We start from the raw sequence: 14,941 nt of genomic DNA on the forward strand, positions 1-14,941 counted from the left end.
TTCCCCGTCCCCCACCAGACGGACGCGCCGTGTCGGCGGCTCCCCGGTGCCGAGACGTCGACGCCCACCGACGCGAGCGATCGCCCGACCGGCCGTGGCCCCATGGCCACCCGGTCGGGTGCGACGTGTGCCGTCATCCACCCGATCGACCAGCTGGGAATGCAGGCAGCCGGATGTCAGGCTAAAGAGATCGGGTGAGCACCCGATCGCCGGTCGCGGCCGAGTACCCGGCCGCCGCGTCCTGCATTCCCGACGCCGCGCACGCCGTTCGGGCCAGGCCCCGGCCCGGTGCCGGTTCGCACCCTGAACCTGCCCGACGTGCCACCGCGCCGAGTCGGCCGGGGTCGGTCGGGGACACCGAGAAGCCGACATCGTGACCAACCCGACGCCGGAGCAGCCCCGGCACTCGGACGGCGACGCCGGGGCACCCGACGACGGCCTCGCCGACCACCACCCGGAGTCCTCCGTCGCGCCCCGAGGCTGGACGACGCTGTCGGTGGTCCTGGTCGGGGCCTTCGTGGCGTTGTTGGACACCACGATCGTCAACGTCGCCCTGCCGGACATCGGCCAGGCCCTGTCGGCGAGTGAGGAGACGTTGGCCTGGATCCTCTCGGGGTACTTCCTGTCCTTCGGGCTGATCCTCATCCCGGCGGGCAGGCTCGGCGACCGGTACGGCCACCGGATGATGTTCGTCGTCGGGCTGAGCCTGTTCACACTCACCAGCCTGGCCTGCGGGTTGTCCTCGAGCCCTGCGCAGCTGGTGACGTTGCGGGTGGTGCAGGGCCTCGGCGCAGGTCTGTTCTTCCCGGTCATCGCCGCCCTCATCCAGATCCAGTTCACCGGGCTGGCCCGGGGGAAGGCCTTCGGGCTGCTCAGTGCCGTCATCGGTGTCTCCACCGCGATCGGGCCGCTGTTGGGCGGGCTGCTGGTGCACGGGTTCGGCACGAGCGGCTGGCGGTGGGTCTTCCTCGTCAACGTGCCGATCGGTCTCATCGCGGTGCCTGCGGCGCTGCGCCTGCTTCCCCGACCACAGGGCAGGCCGACGACCGGTCTGCTGCGGTCCGCCGATCTGGTGGGCCTGGTGCTGCTCGTCGTCACGGGCGTCGCGCTGCTGCTTCCGTTGGTGGAGGGACAGCAGACGGGCTGGGTGGGCTGGCCGCTGGGCAGTCTCGCCGTGGCCGTCGTCGCCGCCGGCGTGCTGTGGTGGTGGGAGCGCCGCGTCGAGCGCGGCGACGGGACGCCGATTCTGCCGCCCGCCCTGCTCGGTCGCCCGGCGTTCGCGGCGGGAACCCTGGTCTCGCTGACCTATTTCGCCGCGTTCACCAGTGTGTTCTTCACCCTGTCGATCCTCTGGCAGGAGGGCCTCGGCCACGAGGCGCTGTCGACCGGGCTGATCTTGATGCCCTTCGCCGTCGGCACGCTGCTGGGCGCAACGGTCAGCGCCCCCGTGGCCGCGAGGCTCGGCCGGACGGTGTTGATCCTGGCTGCGGGGGTGGTGGCCGTCGGGTTGGGCGTCACCCTGCTGATGTTGCACCTGGGCGCTCCCGATCCGGACGGCTGGGCGCTGGTCGCGCCGCTGGGTGTGGCGGGGATCGGCAACGGGCTGTTCATCGCGCCGAACACCGGGCTGGTGCTGTCCTCGGTGGACCCCCGCCAGGCGGGAACGGCCAGCGCTCTGCTGTCCACGGCGCAGCGGCTCGGCAGCGCGGTGGGCGTGGCGTTGGTCAGTAGCGTGCTGTTCGGGACGCTGCGCATCGGCGAACTGGACCGGGCCTCGGCCTTCCTGCACAGCGCGCAGCTCGCTCTGTGCGTCAACATCGTCCTGGTCCTGGTCTCGTTGGGCCTGGTCTTCATGCTGCCGAGGAGGACGGCGGCCTCCGCCCTGTCGTGACCAGCGGGTCCCGACAGGGCGGGCCGCGGGGCCACCAGCCTTCGACCGATCCCGTGCTCGGTGACCCGGCCGGCGCCGGGTCGAGCACGCCGCCCGCCCGCAGCGGCTCGGCCTGACGTGTCGCGGCCCGGAAGCCGCTCTTGCCGTCCCCGTGTCGGTGCGCCGCGGCGGCCGGCCTACGAGACGGCGATGCCGGTTCCGAGGGACCGCACAGCGCGACGGACGGCCGCCCCCGCGCCCAGAGCCGGGCGCGGGCGGGTTCAGCCCGGATATGGTCGGTCGGCCCGCCCTCGGCGCAGCGTGTGCGCCCACCAGTCGAGCTGGTGGAACATCCTGCGCGCGGCGAGGTTCGCGGCCTCGGGGTCCACCAGTTCGCCCTCGGCGTCGAAGCGGTCTCCGGCATTGTGAAAGCTGACCGTTTCACGGATGGTGACCGCGTGCAGCTCGGCGAAGACCAGCCGAAGCTGCTCGACGGCGCGCAGTCCGCCGGAGATCCCGCCGTAGGACACGAAGGAGACGGGTTTGGCGTACCACTCCTTGGCCAACGAATCGACGGCCTCCTTCAGCGGGCCCGGATAGCCGTGGTTGTACTCCGGGGTGATCACCACGACGGCGTCGGCCGCGGCGATGCGCTCGGCGAACCGGGGTTGCGCGGCCTCGTCGGCCAGGTCGACGACGTCTACGGTCGTCGTCGACCGTGGGGCGGCCTGCCCGATCAGCCAACGGGCCACGGTCGGGCCGAACCGGCCCTTGCGCACGCTCCCGATGATCACTGCGAGCCGGATGTGCTCAGGCATGACGAGGTCCTTTCCCTGGGTCGCCTGTCGGCGGCGAAGCGGAGGAATCCGCACGAACGACTGCGCACGCCGAACGCGAGATCACCCGTCCGACGGCGGACCCCGAGGCTAGAACCCGAACCAAGGTTCAGGTCAAGCGGGAAGATCGCGATGGAGGCCGCATTGGGGAGGCGGGCCCGGCGGCAGGTCGAGGCCCCGGCTCGCAGGCGATCTGCGGGGCAGGCGGGGCGCAGGACGGGCCGAGGGTGAACTCTGGAGTGCGGTGACGCACGGGCGGCGGCCTCGCCGCTCGCGGTCGATCCCCGCTCGACATCGTCGGCGGGCTGCGCCTGACGCCTGCGCGACGGCGCACGGGGGACGGGGTGGACCGACAGGCGCGACGAGCTCGCGAAATCGGTTGCCAGACGGACTGATGATCTTGATAAGCGCTGCCTGCACGAGTTCGACGGGGGCTGTGGCGCAGGTGGTAGCGCGCCCCGACAGCATCGGGGAGGACGGGGGTTCGACTCCCCCCGGCCCCGCCGGGTCGATCACGACCCAGACCCACTCGACGGTCTTGCGGAAGGCGTGTCGTGTCGGCCGCTGTCCGGCCGCCCGGCCGGCTCGATCCGGTGATACAGACCCAACCCGACGACACCCGACGAAGTCAGGCTGTCTCAGCCTGACCACACGCCTGAGGTGGCGAAAGGCCGATGGTCAGGGGCACCGAACCGGACATGATCGGCCTCGACGAGAATGAAGATCAATGAGAAGGTCGGGAATGACGGCGACACGGTCTTGATCGTTCGAGACGGGGAACCGGCGGGGCGGACGTTGGCGGTTCGCTGCCCGCCTGTGGCGGTGGAGCCGACACCGGCGCTCGAATACGGGCATCAGGTGAGGCGACCCACCGGCTTGTCCACCGGGAGCACGTTCGTCCGACAGGCGGGCGAGTATCGGAGAGGGATGGACGATGGGTAATCCTTTAGTGGCTGATGTGGTGGACTCGACGTCGTCGACGTCGGGTCTGTCGCTGGTGGAGTCGGTGAACTCCACCAACCAGGCCATCGGCAACGGCGACTGGCTCGAGGCAGGACTCGGCACCGCCGACCTCGTCATGACCGCCCTGGACCCCTTCGCCGCGATCATCTCCAACGGCGTCGGCTGGCTCATCGAACACGTCGGACCCCTCTCCGACGCCCTCGACTCCCTCGCAGGCAACCCCGACGAGATCCGCTCCCACGCCGACACCTGGACCAACGTCGCCGACGAGGTCAACTCCGTCTCCACCGAACTCGGCAACCTCATCCAATCCGACGTCACCACCTGGACGGGTGCGGCCGCCGACGCCTACCGCGACCGCGCCACCGACACCGCCAACCTCATCCTCGCCGCCGGAACAGCCGCAGGCGGCGCCGCCGACGGCATCCAGAAAGCAGGCGAAGTCGTCTCCGCTGTTCGGGACGCGGTCCGCGACATCATCGCCGACGTCGTCGGCTCCATGGTCTCCTGGGCCTTACAGGTCCTGTTCACCCTCGGCATCGGACTCATCTGGGTAGTCCCCAAGGTCGTCGCCAAAGTCGCCCAGACCGCCGCGAAGATCGCCCAGCTCATCACCAAACTCACCACCTCCATGTCCAAACTCACCCCCCTCCTCAAAAAACTCGGCGACGACTTCGGCACCGCCACCAACGGCCTCAAAAACATCAAAACCAGCAACAACCACAACGCCCGCAGCCTCGACGCACCACCCGTCACACCCAACGGCACCCGAGGCAACGGCAGCGGCGACACCGCACCCCCCATCACACCCAACGGCACAGACGGACCCAACGGCACCAGCGGCGGGCCCGACGGAACCCGAGGTGGACCGGGTATCTCGCCCAACAGCACCACGCCGGACGCCTCCCGAGGCGGACCCACCATCACCCCCGACGGAACCCGCGGCGGCCCAGACGGAACCCGAGGCCTTCCGGGCGGCGACGGCTCGCGTTCGCCCAGGGGTGGTCCCGCCATCAGCCCGAGCGCTCTGCAGCAGTCCAATCCGATGGCCAGTCCTCACCAGTACACCCCGGGACTGGGCGGCCCGTCGACGGTAGCGGGCCCGTCTGCTGGTCCCAGCGTGCCGACCATCCAGGGCGTCCACTTCGGATCCGACAAGCGGCCGCATAGGCGGACGTTCGCCGCCGACAGCGTGAACTACCACACGCTGACCGATCCGAGTGGCAGGACGCTGGGAGTCGGGTTCCCGAGCAAATCACAGGACGTGTATCTCCAGCAGGGTTGGGCCAACTCGAATCCCTATTGGCAACAGGCCTATCACGAGCGCACGTCCACCGGGTATGTCGGCCGCCCGGCGCCGTGGGCCAATGATCCCAGCTACTCCGGCCCGTTCGCCGCGCTGGCTCACTCGAACGGTAAGCAATACACCGTCGAGGCCCCGACGGGCAGAGACGGCCGGATGGAGTCCGTCGCCGTCTCGCCTGAGTCCTATCACAAGATCTTGACCAGTAACCAGGTCTACCAGGCGAACATGACAGGAAACGAGAATCCGCTCATCGCCGCGTCGTGTAGCACGGGTGAGAAGGGCGGGGCGCAGCGGTTCGCCGATGCGCTGCACGGGACCGGCGACCAGCGACCCGTCTACGCACCCACCGGAGTGGTGACCACCGGGGTCTTGAACAACAACGGCGCCCACGGTGTTCTGGCCGTGGACCCGGTCAACACGACGACACCCGGCGGGTTCAAACGGTTCTAGCCCGGCGGCACTCGACGGCGGCGGCAGGTCAGACATCGGGGCATCGAGGGGCACCGTCGCCTCGGATCGGGCCGAGGCGTCTCGGCTGACCGCCTGGCTCGGCAGCCGTCGCCTCGGCAGTGGAGACAGCTCGCCGGCGATGAAGTCGGGCCGCTCTGCACCCTCGCTGTCGACCTAGACCGCCGCCGCTCGCCGCCGCAGGCCTGCGGCGGCGAGCGGCGGGCGGGAGTCGAGGCGCCGACGATCTCCGCTACCGCCCGTCGAAGTACGCCGTGCCCGACGATCACGGCGCAGGGCCGCCCGCTGTCCGTCAGGCTTCTCCGGAACCGGTGGACGTGCCGCTGTGAGCCAGCCGGACGGCGTCGGCCAACGGAGTGCTCGGCCTGCCGATCAGGCGCTGAAGGTCTCCGCTGTCGGTGTCGAGTTCGCCGCGCGCGATCGACCCGTCGAGGCTGGCGACGAAGCTCGCCGTGTCCGGGTCCAGGCCTGCGGACCGCAGTTCCGCCGCGAAGTCCTCGACGCTCAGATCGCGATAGACGACCGGCGTCCCGGTCACCTCAGTGATCGTCGCGGCCAGCTCGGGGAACGTGAACGGCGTGCCGCCCAGTTCGTACACCGCGTTCTCGTGACCGGACTCGGTCAGGACGGCTGCCGCCGCGGCGGCGAAGTCCGCGCGGGTGGCGCCCGCGATGCGTCCGTCGCCGCCGGCTCCCAGGATGACGCCGCTGCTGAGGTACTGGCCGAGCTGGCTGGTGTAGTTCTCGATGTACCAGCTATTGCGCAGGATGGTGAAGGCGATCCCGGAGTCTTCGAGTACCTGCTCGGTCGCCCGGTGCTCCGGGGCCAGCGCGAGAGTGGTGGCGTCCGCATGCGGGGCGCTGGTGTAGACGATGCGGGTGACGCCTGCTGCCTTGGCAGCGTCGATCACCGCCGTGTGCTGCGCGACGCGGTGACCCACCTCGCTGCCCGAGACCAGCAGCAGCGTGGTGACCCCCGCCAGTGCCGCGGGCAGGGTCGGAGGCCGCGAGTAGTCGCCCTCCCGGACCACCACGCCCGCATCGGCGAGATCGGCGGCCTTGGCGGGCGTGCGGGCGATCGCGACGATGTCGCCGGGCTGGACCCCGCGCGCACGCAGGGCCGCGACGGCGAGCCTGCCGTAGGGGCCGGTGACTCCGGTGACGGCATAGGTGGTCATGGTTCTCCTGTCGAACTGGCCATACTGGCATTCGGCTTGTACTAACTTTTCCACAGTACATTCGGATTGCAGTGCTCCGGTAAGGTGGGCGCATGTCCGCAGTGCCCACGCCCTCGTCCGACGCGATCGATCCTTCCGACGCGCTGGTCGCCGACGTGTTCGCCCGGAACTGCGACTCGCGGGCCGCGCTGGAGACCGTCGGCGGCAAGTGGTCGATCCTCGCGCTGCTCGCGCTCGTCGAGGGCGACTATCGCTTCAACGCGTTACGACGTCGCGTCGAGGGCGTGAGCGAGAAGATGCTCGCCCAGACCCTGCATGCCCTGGAACGGGACGGGCTCGTGCAGCGGGAGGTGGTGACCGTGATCCCGGCCCGCGTGGAGTACTCGCTGACGACGCTGGGTGCCGAGATCGCCGAGCGACTGCGGGGACTCACCGAGCTGCTGGAAGGCTCCATCGACCACATCACCGCAGCTCGCGCAGCCTATGACGCTCGACGGGGTTGAACGCGGACCGGCTTCGCCGACCGCTCCGGTGGTCGGGGCGGCCCCGAGTCGCCTGCCAGGTCGCCCGTGCGGCGGGTTCGGGTTGGCGGGTCGGCGAGCAGACCTGGTCGGCTCAGCCTTCCTGCAGCACGGACAGCACGTTGCCCGACGGGTCCTTGAACCAGGCGATCAGCGGCCCGCCGCCTCGGAACACGCCTTTCGCGTCCTGCTCGAAGCCCTCGTATCGCTCGAAGGTCACCCCGCGCCGTTTCAGCTCGTCGACTGCGGCATTGATGTCGGGCACCGGGAAGTTGAGAATCGTGAACGAGGCGGGAACGTGGTCGCGGCTCGGGTAGATCAACACGTCCCGACCCCCTGGTATGTGCAGGTTCATCAGGCCGAACTCCGACGAGTCGGTCAGGCTGAGGCCGAGGGTCTCGCCGTAGAATCGCTTTGCCTTCGCCATGTCGGCCACCGCGAATCCGCTGTACGCCTCGCTGCCCTCGAGCATGGGTCTCTCCTTCGTCATCGCCGGTCCCGACCATGTCGGCCCGTCTCGCCATGCCTGCTTCGGAGGCGGTACCGATCTTCGGCTCCGAGGCGCGACGTACTCGCTCGTTCCCGGCTGCGCCTGCACCGCCTTGCCTGCTCCAGCCTGCCGAAGAAACCGCCCGCCCGCCGGTTGAACGGACCGGGCGGCAAGGCCGGACCGGCGGTGCGCCACTCCCCTATACGTCGTTCCCCTGTATCGGGCCGGATCAGTTCGCAGCCGGTTCCCGCAGGTCCGCCGTCATGGTGATGCTGCCGGGGATGGCCTCACAGGCCCGCCGGAAGCAGGCCGCCAGCGCCTCTCGCGACGGGTTTCCCGGCAGGCAGCTCCACTCGTCCATCGCGGAGTGGAAGGCGGCCACCATCATGTCCAGCGCGAGACGAAGGCGCAGGTCCGGCGCACCCGACAGCATGATCCGCCTGCGCACGATCTCAGCGGCGGCGCGGGTGGTGCGGTCACAGAAGTGGAGTCCGTGCGCGTCCATCGACGGCGTCCGCTCGGTGAGGTGCCTGCTGAGCAGCACGCGACGCGCCCAGCCCTCGGCCGTCATCTGATCCAGTGCGGCGAGCAGGACGTCCCGCAGTACCTCGATCAGCGGCCGTCCCCGGGGATCGCAGGACTTCAGCTCCTCGATGAAGGCCGCCCAGAGATCCTGGGTCGGGGCCATCGCCACGTCTTCCTTGCTGCCGAAATTGCGGAAGAACGTGCGCTTGGAGACCTCGACCTCGGCACACAGCTCGTCCAGCGTCGTGCCTTCGAAGCCCTTCTCGGTGAACAGGTCCAGGGCCGTGTCGATCAGCTCCCGCCGGGTGCGCAGCTTCTTGCGCTCGCGCAGCGTGAGCCGGTCCGCCGGGGATGCGGACGGCGCGCTCGACGGGGAGGACGTGCTCATGCAGACCACCCTAACCGGTAGCAACTGCCCCTTGTAGGCTGATGCCACTCAGTGGCAGTTACGAGAGGTGATCACATGCGTGCCCTGCTGGTTGACCGATCGGTGCCTGGCGGACTCCGAATCGGGGCGGCTCCCGAGCCCGAGCCTGCTCCCCACCAGGCGTTGATCCGGGTGACCGCGTCCTCCCTCAACTTCGGCGAAGTGCGGCACCTCGTCGAGAGCAGCCCGGAGGGCACCGTGCTCGGCTGGGATGCCACCGGGGTCGTCGAGCGTGCCGCCGCCGACGGGACCGGTCCGGCCGTCGGTGCGCCGGTGGTGACCTTCGGCGCCGACGGGGCCTGGGCGGAGCGCCGTGCGGTGGACACGGACTTCATCGGGACTGCGCCCGACGGCGCCGACCTCGGTGCGCTCAGCACCGTTCCCGTCGCGGGCGGCAGCGCCCTGCGCGCGCTGCACCGTCTCGGCCCGATCCTCGGCAGGCGGGTGCTCGTCACCGGTGCCACCGGCGGCGTCGGCCGGTACACCGTGCAGCTCGCCCGGCTCGGCGGCGCCTACGTCCTGGCCGCCACCGGAGACCCGGACCACCACGGCGACGACCTGCGTGCCCTCGGCGCCCACGAAGTGGTGTCTGGGTCGTTGGAGTTCGACGGCCAGGTCGACGGCGTCGTGGACCTGGTGGGCGGACCGCAGCTCGTCGACGCCTACGGAAGCCTGGCCGAGGGCGGCACCCTCGTGTCGGTCGGGCACGTCACCGACGCGGGCGAGCATTTCCCGCACGGCGCCCTGTATGCGGACCAGGGCAGGCACGACCGGTCGATCGTGACGTTCTATCTCGGGGCCTGCCGAGGCCTCGCGCCCGACCTGACTTGGCTGGCCGCTCGCGTGTCGGCGGGCGAGCTGGACCCCCAGATCAGCTGGCGCGGCGGATGGGATCGGATTGACGAGGCGGTCGCCACCCTGCTCGGCCGCCGCCTGCACGGCAAGGCGGTTCTCGAGATCGGCTGAGTCCTGGGGCGCCGTCGTAGCCGGTCACGGTGGTCCAGGTCGCCTCGGGCGGGCGCTCGTCGTCCCAGCGGGCAGATCCCGCAGGACCGCCGTGTTCGGTGCGGCATCCCGTGCTGCGTTCGGGATCGGGATCGGGATCGGGATCGGGATCGGGGTCGAGCGGGCGAGGCTCGCCGAAGTCGAGGACCCCGCGTTCCCCACGGCACGCCGGGCTGCGTATCGCTCCCGCCTGCCCCGTGCCCGCGGGTCGCCACGGTTCAGCGTCGGAGCGGCTCCGCGGGCCTGGCGTCCGCTGGTCACCGAGGTCGGGACGGGTCTCCGCCGTGGCGGAACGGGGTCGTGGTGGCCAGTTCCATGAAGCCGAGACGACGAAGGATCGGCGCGCTCTCCGGGGAGGCGTCGACCTGGAGATAGCGGTATCCCCTGGCTGCGGCGAGCGCGACGCGATGCGCGACCATCGCCCGGAACACGCCTCGACCGCGCCAGGCGGGCAGCGTCGCCCCGCCCCAGAGCCCGGCAAAGTCCGTGCCCTCGGGAAACTCGACCCGGCCTTCGGCGACAGTCCGCCCCCGGCGACGGCGAGCACTCCCTCGACGGCGCGGGGCTGTCGGTGCAGATCGGCGACGAGTGCCCGACCCGACTCGGAGTGATCGCCGCCGAAGACCTCGTCGTGGACGGACACCAGCTCGGCGACATCGCGGGCGTCGGCGACGGCACTCAGCCGCACGCCCGACGGTGGGGACGGCTCGATGGCGAGTTCGGTGATCTCGGCGACGAGCAGCGTCTCGGCGGGCTGCGCCGTGAACCCGGCGGCGATCAGCCGCTCGGGCAGACTCGCGGGCCGGTCGTAGGAGTAGTGCTTCCACTCCCACGGCCTGCCCGCCGCCGCGAACCGCTCGACCTGCGCGGCGATGACCGCATCGACGTCGGCGTGGTCGGGACCGCACCAGGTCACCCCGGCCCACCCGTCGTCGGAGACGCAGCGGGTGACCTCGCCGTCGCGCTCGATCCGGCCGTTCGGGGTGTCCGGCGTCGGATCACGACGAATCTGCTGGTCATAGAGCGCGAGTACCGTGCGTCGGTCCATCCGGGGAGTGCATCACGCGGGAGCACGGCCGCCGCGCACCGGGTCGTCGCCGATGATCTCGCTCTGCTCGGCCGAGTCCTGCCGTCACCGCGCTCGACCACGCGACGGTTCTGCCGTCGTCCGAGCGGCGGCTGACCGTCGGCGAATCTCGGCACGCCCGGTGCCAGGCGATGACGAACAGGCGTGGCCGTCGGTGTCATCGCCCGACCGGACGTGAGCCGAGACGGCGTCGGCCGCCGCCGATCGACGGCCCTGTCGAGGTTCGCTGATCAGGCGGGCGGGTCGGCCACGGGCATCGGCGTCTCCCGTGGGGCGCCGAACCAGCGGGCCAGTGCGTCCCGCAGCCCGGCCGAGGCGGTGTCGACGGGTTCGTCGACGGTCGCGGCCCAGGCGATGTGGGCGTCCGGACGGATCAGGAGGGCGTCGGCCGGTCGTGACTCCGCCTCGGCGCTGCGGACGTCCACTCGATGCTGCCAGCCTCGGGCGATGTCGCGGAGATCCTGGCGGTCGGCGAGGTCGAGGAGTACGGGCCGTGCGGAGTGCAGCAGTTCCGCGACGCTGGTCGCGCCCTGGTCGGTATGCAGGGCGAGGTCCGGGGCGAAGGTGCCTGCCAGGGCGTGGTGATCCGGATCGGGTACCGGGTAGCGGATGTCGGCGCCCGAGATGAGGGCTCCGATGCGCCGCAACGGCTGCTCGTCGACGAACAGTTCGAGAAAGACCTCCCGCAAGGCCTGCGCTGCCGCGTCCTGTCCGCGCCGCAGGGCGACCTGAGCCTGGGTGTGCAGCATCGTGCGGGCGCCCGCGACGTGTCGTTCGTCGTGATACGTGTCCAGCAGGCCGGGCGGCGCCCAGCCGTGCAGGTCCGCGGCCAGCTTCCAAGCGAGGTTCACCGCGTCGAGCATGCCTGCGTTGAGGCCGACGCCCGTCGCCGGGAACAGGTGGGCCGCGTCGCCTGCCAGCATGATCCGCCCGTCGCGGTACCGCGCGGCCTGCCGAGCCTCAGATCGATAGCGCGACAGCCGGATCGGATCTCCCAGCGGGATGTCGATGTCGAGCACGCGGCGAATGCTGTCTTGCAACTCGGTCAGGCTCATCGGCGTGTCGTCGTCGGTTTCGGCGGGCTCGAACTCGGTGGTGGAGACGAGCAGCATCTCGGCGGTGAGCGCGCCGATGCCGAACACACCACGATCCGTCCTGATGAAGCTCGGACGAATCCGGCCGAGTCCGGGGACGTCGAGGTGGCCGTCGTCGAACACGGCCACCGCATCGGGCGTGGTGACCTGGCCGAGGCGGTTGACCTCGGGGTAGGTCGTGCCGGGGAACGGGATTCCCGCCCGGTCGCGCACCCGGCTGCGTGCTCCGTCGCAGCCGACGAGATATCGGGACCTCACCTGGTACGGCCCGTCCGGGCCGTGCACCTCCGCGGTCACCGTGTCGCCGTCCTGACTGACCCCGATGATCTCCTGTCGACGGCGGATGTCGACGTCGAGTTCGCGGGCGTGTTCGTCGAGCAGGCGTTCGAGCTGCGGTTGCGGGAGGTGCAGTCCCCGCAACGGGGGGTCTGCCAGGCCGGTGAAGTCCAGATGCACCTCACCGAACGGAAACCGGGGAGCCGGGTGGGCGGGGCCGACGCCTGCCGCTTCGAACCGGTCCAACAAGCCTCGATAGCGCAGCAGTTCCAGGATCTGACCGCTGAGACCGTTGGCCCTCGGGATGTCCCGGGTCTGCGGCTGTCGCTCCAACACCAGCGGCCGCACTCCGGCCCGCCGCAGTTCCCCGGCCAGCAGGAGACCGACCGGGCCCGCCCCCACGATGACCACGTCGACGTCGATCACCGGCCATTCCCTTCGTGGTCCTTCGTCGCCCTTTTCATCTGACTCGGTCCCTGATGAAGACATTCGCACTTCAGTTGCTCCCGTTTTCGCCGTCGTCGAGCTCGGCCGGTGATTCTGCGGCATGACCCGGGTCTTGCCGCAAGCCCCCCGGTGCGCTATAAATTGAGAGTGGGACAAGGTGAGTCGGTCCCCCCTCTCCCCTGGTCTGCGTCCGCAGTCGCCCGCCCTGTCGGTGCCGCGCGAGAGCACTCGCTGCCCGGCGGGAACGCGGCGCCCGTGCGCGAGTCGGGTGGGGCTGCTGCGGTCGAATTCGCGATCAGGTCTCCTGACGGGCGCTGATCGGCGCGGTCGATGATGACCGTTCGGAGCCTGCTCGCGGCCCCGCCGGGATTCCGTCCGGCAACCGAAATCCTGCCCTTCGAATTCCTTCGAGAGCAATTCCGGAATGTCGTCCTTTGAGAAGGCGAATTCTCGTGATCCCAGGTCGGACGATTCTCGATTCCGGGTTCTGCCCGCCCGTCGGTGCCGTACCGCGAGCAGCGCGACGATTCCGGACTGCACTCACGAGACGCATCTCGGATGCGCACCGAAGGCATCGTGCCGACTGTTACCAGGATCGGATGCTCATACCGGCCGTCGGCCCGCGCCACCTTCGGTCGAGACAAGCCCGAATACCCGGCCAGGGCAGTGGCGGGGCCGTCGGCCGAGGGGCCGTGACGGTGGCCCGATGCGCCTCGTCGACGCCTGAGGAGCCGAGGCGGTCCGCCACGCGCTCGCCCGTGCCGCCCGGGGCCGCGACGATCATGCCGGCCGCGACGGACTACCAGTGCGCGGGGCGGGCGAGGATCGCGGGAAGCCGGGTGGCGGCGTCGCCGTCGGCGGAGTTGACCTGGGGTTGGGTGAGGAAGAGGCTGTCGGCCAGGTTCGCGCCGTGCAGCCGGGCGTCCCGGAGATCCGCGCCGATCAGATCCGCCGAACTCAGGTCGGCGTCGGTCAGATCGGCGGCGATGAGATACGTCCCTCGCAGGTCGGCTCCCCGCAGGTCGGCGCCGCGCAGTCTCGCACCGATGAGGTCGGCTTTCCGGCGGCTCTTCCGCCTGCCGGGCACTCCCGCTCGCACCAGTTCGCTGGTCCGCCGCAACACCGTGTCGACCTCGTCGTGCTGCGCGGCCAAGTCCACCGCGAGCAGTTCCTTCGGAGTGCCTCTGGTGAGACCTTCGATGCGATCTCGCAGGTCACGGACCGCTGGACGGAGTGGTACGGCCGAGGGCAGGGTCAGCGCCTCAGACAGATACCAGAGCAGCTCGTGAAGCCTGCGCATGACCGGGAGCACGGCGAACATCTGTCCGGCGGTGTCCGGGGCCGCTCGCCAGTCTCGGCCGCCGAAGGTGGTCTGGGACACGCGCTGCCCGGCGCCGAGGCAGTCGAACGAGGTGCAGCCTGCGAAGCCTCGCTGTCGCAGGTCGGCATGAATGCCGCAGCCGAAGTCCTTCCGCAGGTTCGGGCAGGCGGTGCCTGCGGCCTTGGTGATCGCGAAGTCCTTCGACGCGGTGAAGGGCAGGGCGACGCAGCACAACGCGAAGCAGTTCGCGCAGTCGGCCAGCAGGTTGCGGCGGCCGTCGAAAGACACGGCCGGGAGATTCTCGGGCACCGGGTGGGTCGCTTCCGGTCGGGCGGCTGTCGTGGTTTTCGTGTCGCCAGGAGCGGCGGGTCCACGACGGTTCTGGTCGGGAGAGGCAGTCTAGGCGGCTCCGGGCGTCGGTCGGGTCCCGGGGCGACGTGGGCGGGCCCGACACCCCTGACCCTCGCCCGTGGGCCGGGAGTCAGGTGCATCACGTCGATCCTGGTATCTCGTCAGTTCTCGACCCGGATGCCGTTCTCCAGGGTCCTGATCACGACGCTCGTCACCCCGTGTCGGGAGAGCCGTCCCTGGTCCGCCTCTTCGTAGCCGGTGTAGACCAACGACCAGAGGACGCGCTGAATCCAGTCGGGGGTGACCTCGCGGTCGAAGACACCCTCGGCCTGACCTCGTTCGATAAGCGCGATGACCGGGTCGTCAGGTGCCGAAGGCGGCGCTGGCACGCCGTTGGCGCCGCCGTGCCCCTCCAGTATCTGCGGGTCGGCGAACAGGAACATCAACCGGTCACCGACGGACACCATGGCTGCGACGAGCCTGCGCATCGCCTCGGCAGGAGCGCCCTGTTCGATCTCGGCATCGGCCACGGCCTGCTCGATCGCCTCGACGGAGTCCTCGACTGCTGCGCTGATCAGCCCGTCACGATCCGGGAAGTACCGGCGCAGGGTCGTGCGGCTGACGCCTGCGGCCTCGGCGATCTCGGGCAGGGTCGCGGTGCGGTTGCGCGCGAGTACCGACGCCGCCGCACTGAGGATGGCCCGCTGCGTGCGGCCGCGTGTTCTCGACTCCAAGGCCGGGTCGTTCATGCCGCGCATGCTATCGGCAGCAGAGCTG

12 protein-coding genes and 1 tRNA gene are annotated in these 14,941 nt (G+C 70.3%); 5 read left to right on the forward strand and 8 right to left on the reverse strand.

The window, feature by feature from the left end; translation table 11 throughout:
• Positions 1-373 precede the first annotated feature (373 nt).
• Complete coding sequence (locus tag UA75_RS15590; protein ID WP_075740871.1) at positions 374-1,891, forward strand: MFS transporter; 1,518 nt, start codon at positions 374-376, stop codon at positions 1,889-1,891.
• A gap of 260 nt (positions 1,892-2,151) precedes the next feature.
• On the opposite strand, the gene UA75_RS15595 is transcribed toward UA75_RS15590, so the two are convergent.
• Complete coding sequence (locus UA75_RS15595) at positions 2,152-2,688, reverse strand: NADPH-dependent FMN reductase (RefSeq protein ID WP_075740872.1); 537 nt, start codon at positions 2,686-2,688, stop codon at positions 2,152-2,154.
• A 448-nt stretch (positions 2,689-3,136) separates the two neighbouring features.
• On the opposite strand from UA75_RS15595, the gene UA75_RS15600 reads away from it, so the two are divergent.
• Both UA75_RS15600 and UA75_RS15610 read left to right on the forward strand, forming a co-directional pair.
• Positions 3,137-3,209, forward strand: a tRNA-Ala gene (locus UA75_RS15600).
• Between the two features lie 431 nt (positions 3,210-3,640).
• Positions 3,641-5,425 (forward strand): putative T7SS-secreted protein, encoded by a 1,785-nt coding sequence (locus UA75_RS15610; RefSeq protein ID WP_157434208.1) that lies wholly within the window; start codon positions 3,641-3,643, stop codon positions 5,423-5,425.
• A gap of 310 nt (positions 5,426-5,735) precedes the next feature.
• Here UA75_RS15610 and UA75_RS15615 read toward each other — a convergent pair whose 3' ends face one another.
• Complete coding sequence (locus UA75_RS15615; RefSeq protein WP_075740875.1) at positions 5,736-6,620, reverse strand: SDR family oxidoreductase; 885 nt, start codon at positions 6,618-6,620, stop codon at positions 5,736-5,738.
• Positions 6,621-6,712: 92 nt separating this feature from the next.
• Here UA75_RS15615 and UA75_RS15620 point away from each other — a divergent pair, with 92 nt between their 5' ends.
• Positions 6,713-7,123 (forward strand): winged helix-turn-helix transcriptional regulator, encoded by a 411-nt coding sequence (locus tag UA75_RS15620; RefSeq protein ID WP_075740876.1) that lies wholly within the window; start codon positions 6,713-6,715, stop codon positions 7,121-7,123.
• A gap of 112 nt (positions 7,124-7,235) precedes the next feature.
• On the opposite strand, the gene UA75_RS15625 is transcribed toward UA75_RS15620, so the two are convergent.
• Positions 7,236-7,613, reverse strand: a complete 378-nt coding sequence (locus UA75_RS15625) for a VOC family protein (protein ID WP_075740877.1) — start codon at positions 7,611-7,613, stop codon at positions 7,236-7,238.
• 247 nt (positions 7,614-7,860) lie between these two features.
• Positions 7,861-8,544 (reverse strand): TetR/AcrR family transcriptional regulator, encoded by a 684-nt coding sequence (locus UA75_RS15630; protein WP_075740878.1) that lies wholly within the window; start codon positions 8,542-8,544, stop codon positions 7,861-7,863.
• Positions 8,545-8,619: 75 nt separating this feature from the next.
• Here UA75_RS15630 and UA75_RS15635 point away from each other — a divergent pair, with 75 nt between their 5' ends.
• Positions 8,620-9,549 carry a zinc-binding dehydrogenase gene (locus tag UA75_RS15635; RefSeq protein ID WP_075740879.1) on the forward strand — a complete coding sequence of 310 codons (930 nt, stop codon included), beginning with the start codon at positions 8,620-8,622 and terminating at the stop codon, positions 9,547-9,549.
• Here the strand turns inward: UA75_RS15635 and UA75_RS15640 are convergent.
• The 4 genes from UA75_RS15640 to UA75_RS15655 all read right to left on the reverse strand — a co-directional run bounded on the left by UA75_RS15640 (position 9,455) and on the right by UA75_RS15655 (position 14,913).
• The gene (locus UA75_RS15640) at positions 9,455-10,636 is read right to left on the reverse strand and encodes a hypothetical protein (protein WP_198044266.1); all 1,182 of its coding nucleotides are present in this window, start codon (positions 10,634-10,636) and stop codon (positions 9,455-9,457) included. The genes UA75_RS15635 and UA75_RS15640 overlap by 95 nt on opposite strands.
• Before the next feature lie 269 nt (positions 10,637-10,905).
• Complete coding sequence (locus tag UA75_RS15645) at positions 10,906-12,471, reverse strand: FAD-dependent monooxygenase (protein ID WP_075740880.1); 1,566 nt, start codon at positions 12,469-12,471, stop codon at positions 10,906-10,908.
• Positions 12,472-13,291: 820 nt separating this feature from the next.
• The gene (locus UA75_RS34535; protein ID WP_232237773.1) at positions 13,292-14,101 is read right to left on the reverse strand and encodes a pentapeptide repeat-containing protein; all 810 of its coding nucleotides are present in this window, start codon (positions 14,099-14,101) and stop codon (positions 13,292-13,294) included.
• A 224-nt stretch (positions 14,102-14,325) separates the two neighbouring features.
• The gene (locus UA75_RS15655) at positions 14,326-14,913 is read right to left on the reverse strand and encodes a TetR/AcrR family transcriptional regulator (protein WP_075743849.1); all 588 of its coding nucleotides are present in this window, start codon (positions 14,911-14,913) and stop codon (positions 14,326-14,328) included.
• Positions 14,914-14,941: the final 28 nt, after the last annotated feature.

This window comes from Actinoalloteichus sp. GBA129-24, assembly GCF_001941645.1.
In the GTDB taxonomy this organism is placed as follows: Bacteria; Actinomycetota; Actinomycetes; order Mycobacteriales; family Pseudonocardiaceae; genus Actinoalloteichus_A; species Actinoalloteichus_A fjordicus.

What these genes read in the sequence shown, in the direction of transcription:
- UA75_RS15595 (WP_075740872.1), bottom strand. Translation starts at nt 2,688, where the DNA reads ATGCCTGAGCACATCCGGCTCGCAGTGATCATCGGGAGCGTGCGCAAG.
- UA75_RS15610 (WP_157434208.1), top strand. Translation starts at nt 3,641, where the DNA reads ATGGGTAATCCTTTAGTGGCTGATGTGGTGGACTCGACGTCGTCGACG.
- UA75_RS15615 (WP_075740875.1), bottom strand. Translation starts at nt 6,620, where the DNA reads ATGACCACCTATGCCGTCACCGGAGTCACCGGCCCCTACGGCAGGCTC.
- UA75_RS15620 (WP_075740876.1), top strand. Translation starts at nt 6,713, where the DNA reads ATGTCCGCAGTGCCCACGCCCTCGTCCGACGCGATCGATCCTTCCGAC.
- UA75_RS15625 (WP_075740877.1), bottom strand. Translation starts at nt 7,613, where the DNA reads ATGCTCGAGGGCAGCGAGGCGTACAGCGGATTCGCGGTGGCCGACATG.
- UA75_RS15630 (WP_075740878.1), bottom strand. Translation starts at nt 8,544, where the DNA reads ATGAGCACGTCCTCCCCGTCGAGCGCGCCGTCCGCATCCCCGGCGGAC.
- UA75_RS15635 (WP_075740879.1), top strand. Translation starts at nt 8,620, where the DNA reads ATGCGTGCCCTGCTGGTTGACCGATCGGTGCCTGGCGGACTCCGAATC.
- UA75_RS15640 (WP_198044266.1), bottom strand. Translation starts at nt 10,636, where the DNA reads ATGGACCGACGCACGGTACTCGCGCTCTATGACCAGCAGATTCGTCGT.
- UA75_RS15655 (WP_075743849.1), bottom strand. Translation starts at nt 14,913, where the DNA reads ATGAACGACCCGGCCTTGGAGTCGAGAACACGCGGCCGCACGCAGCGG.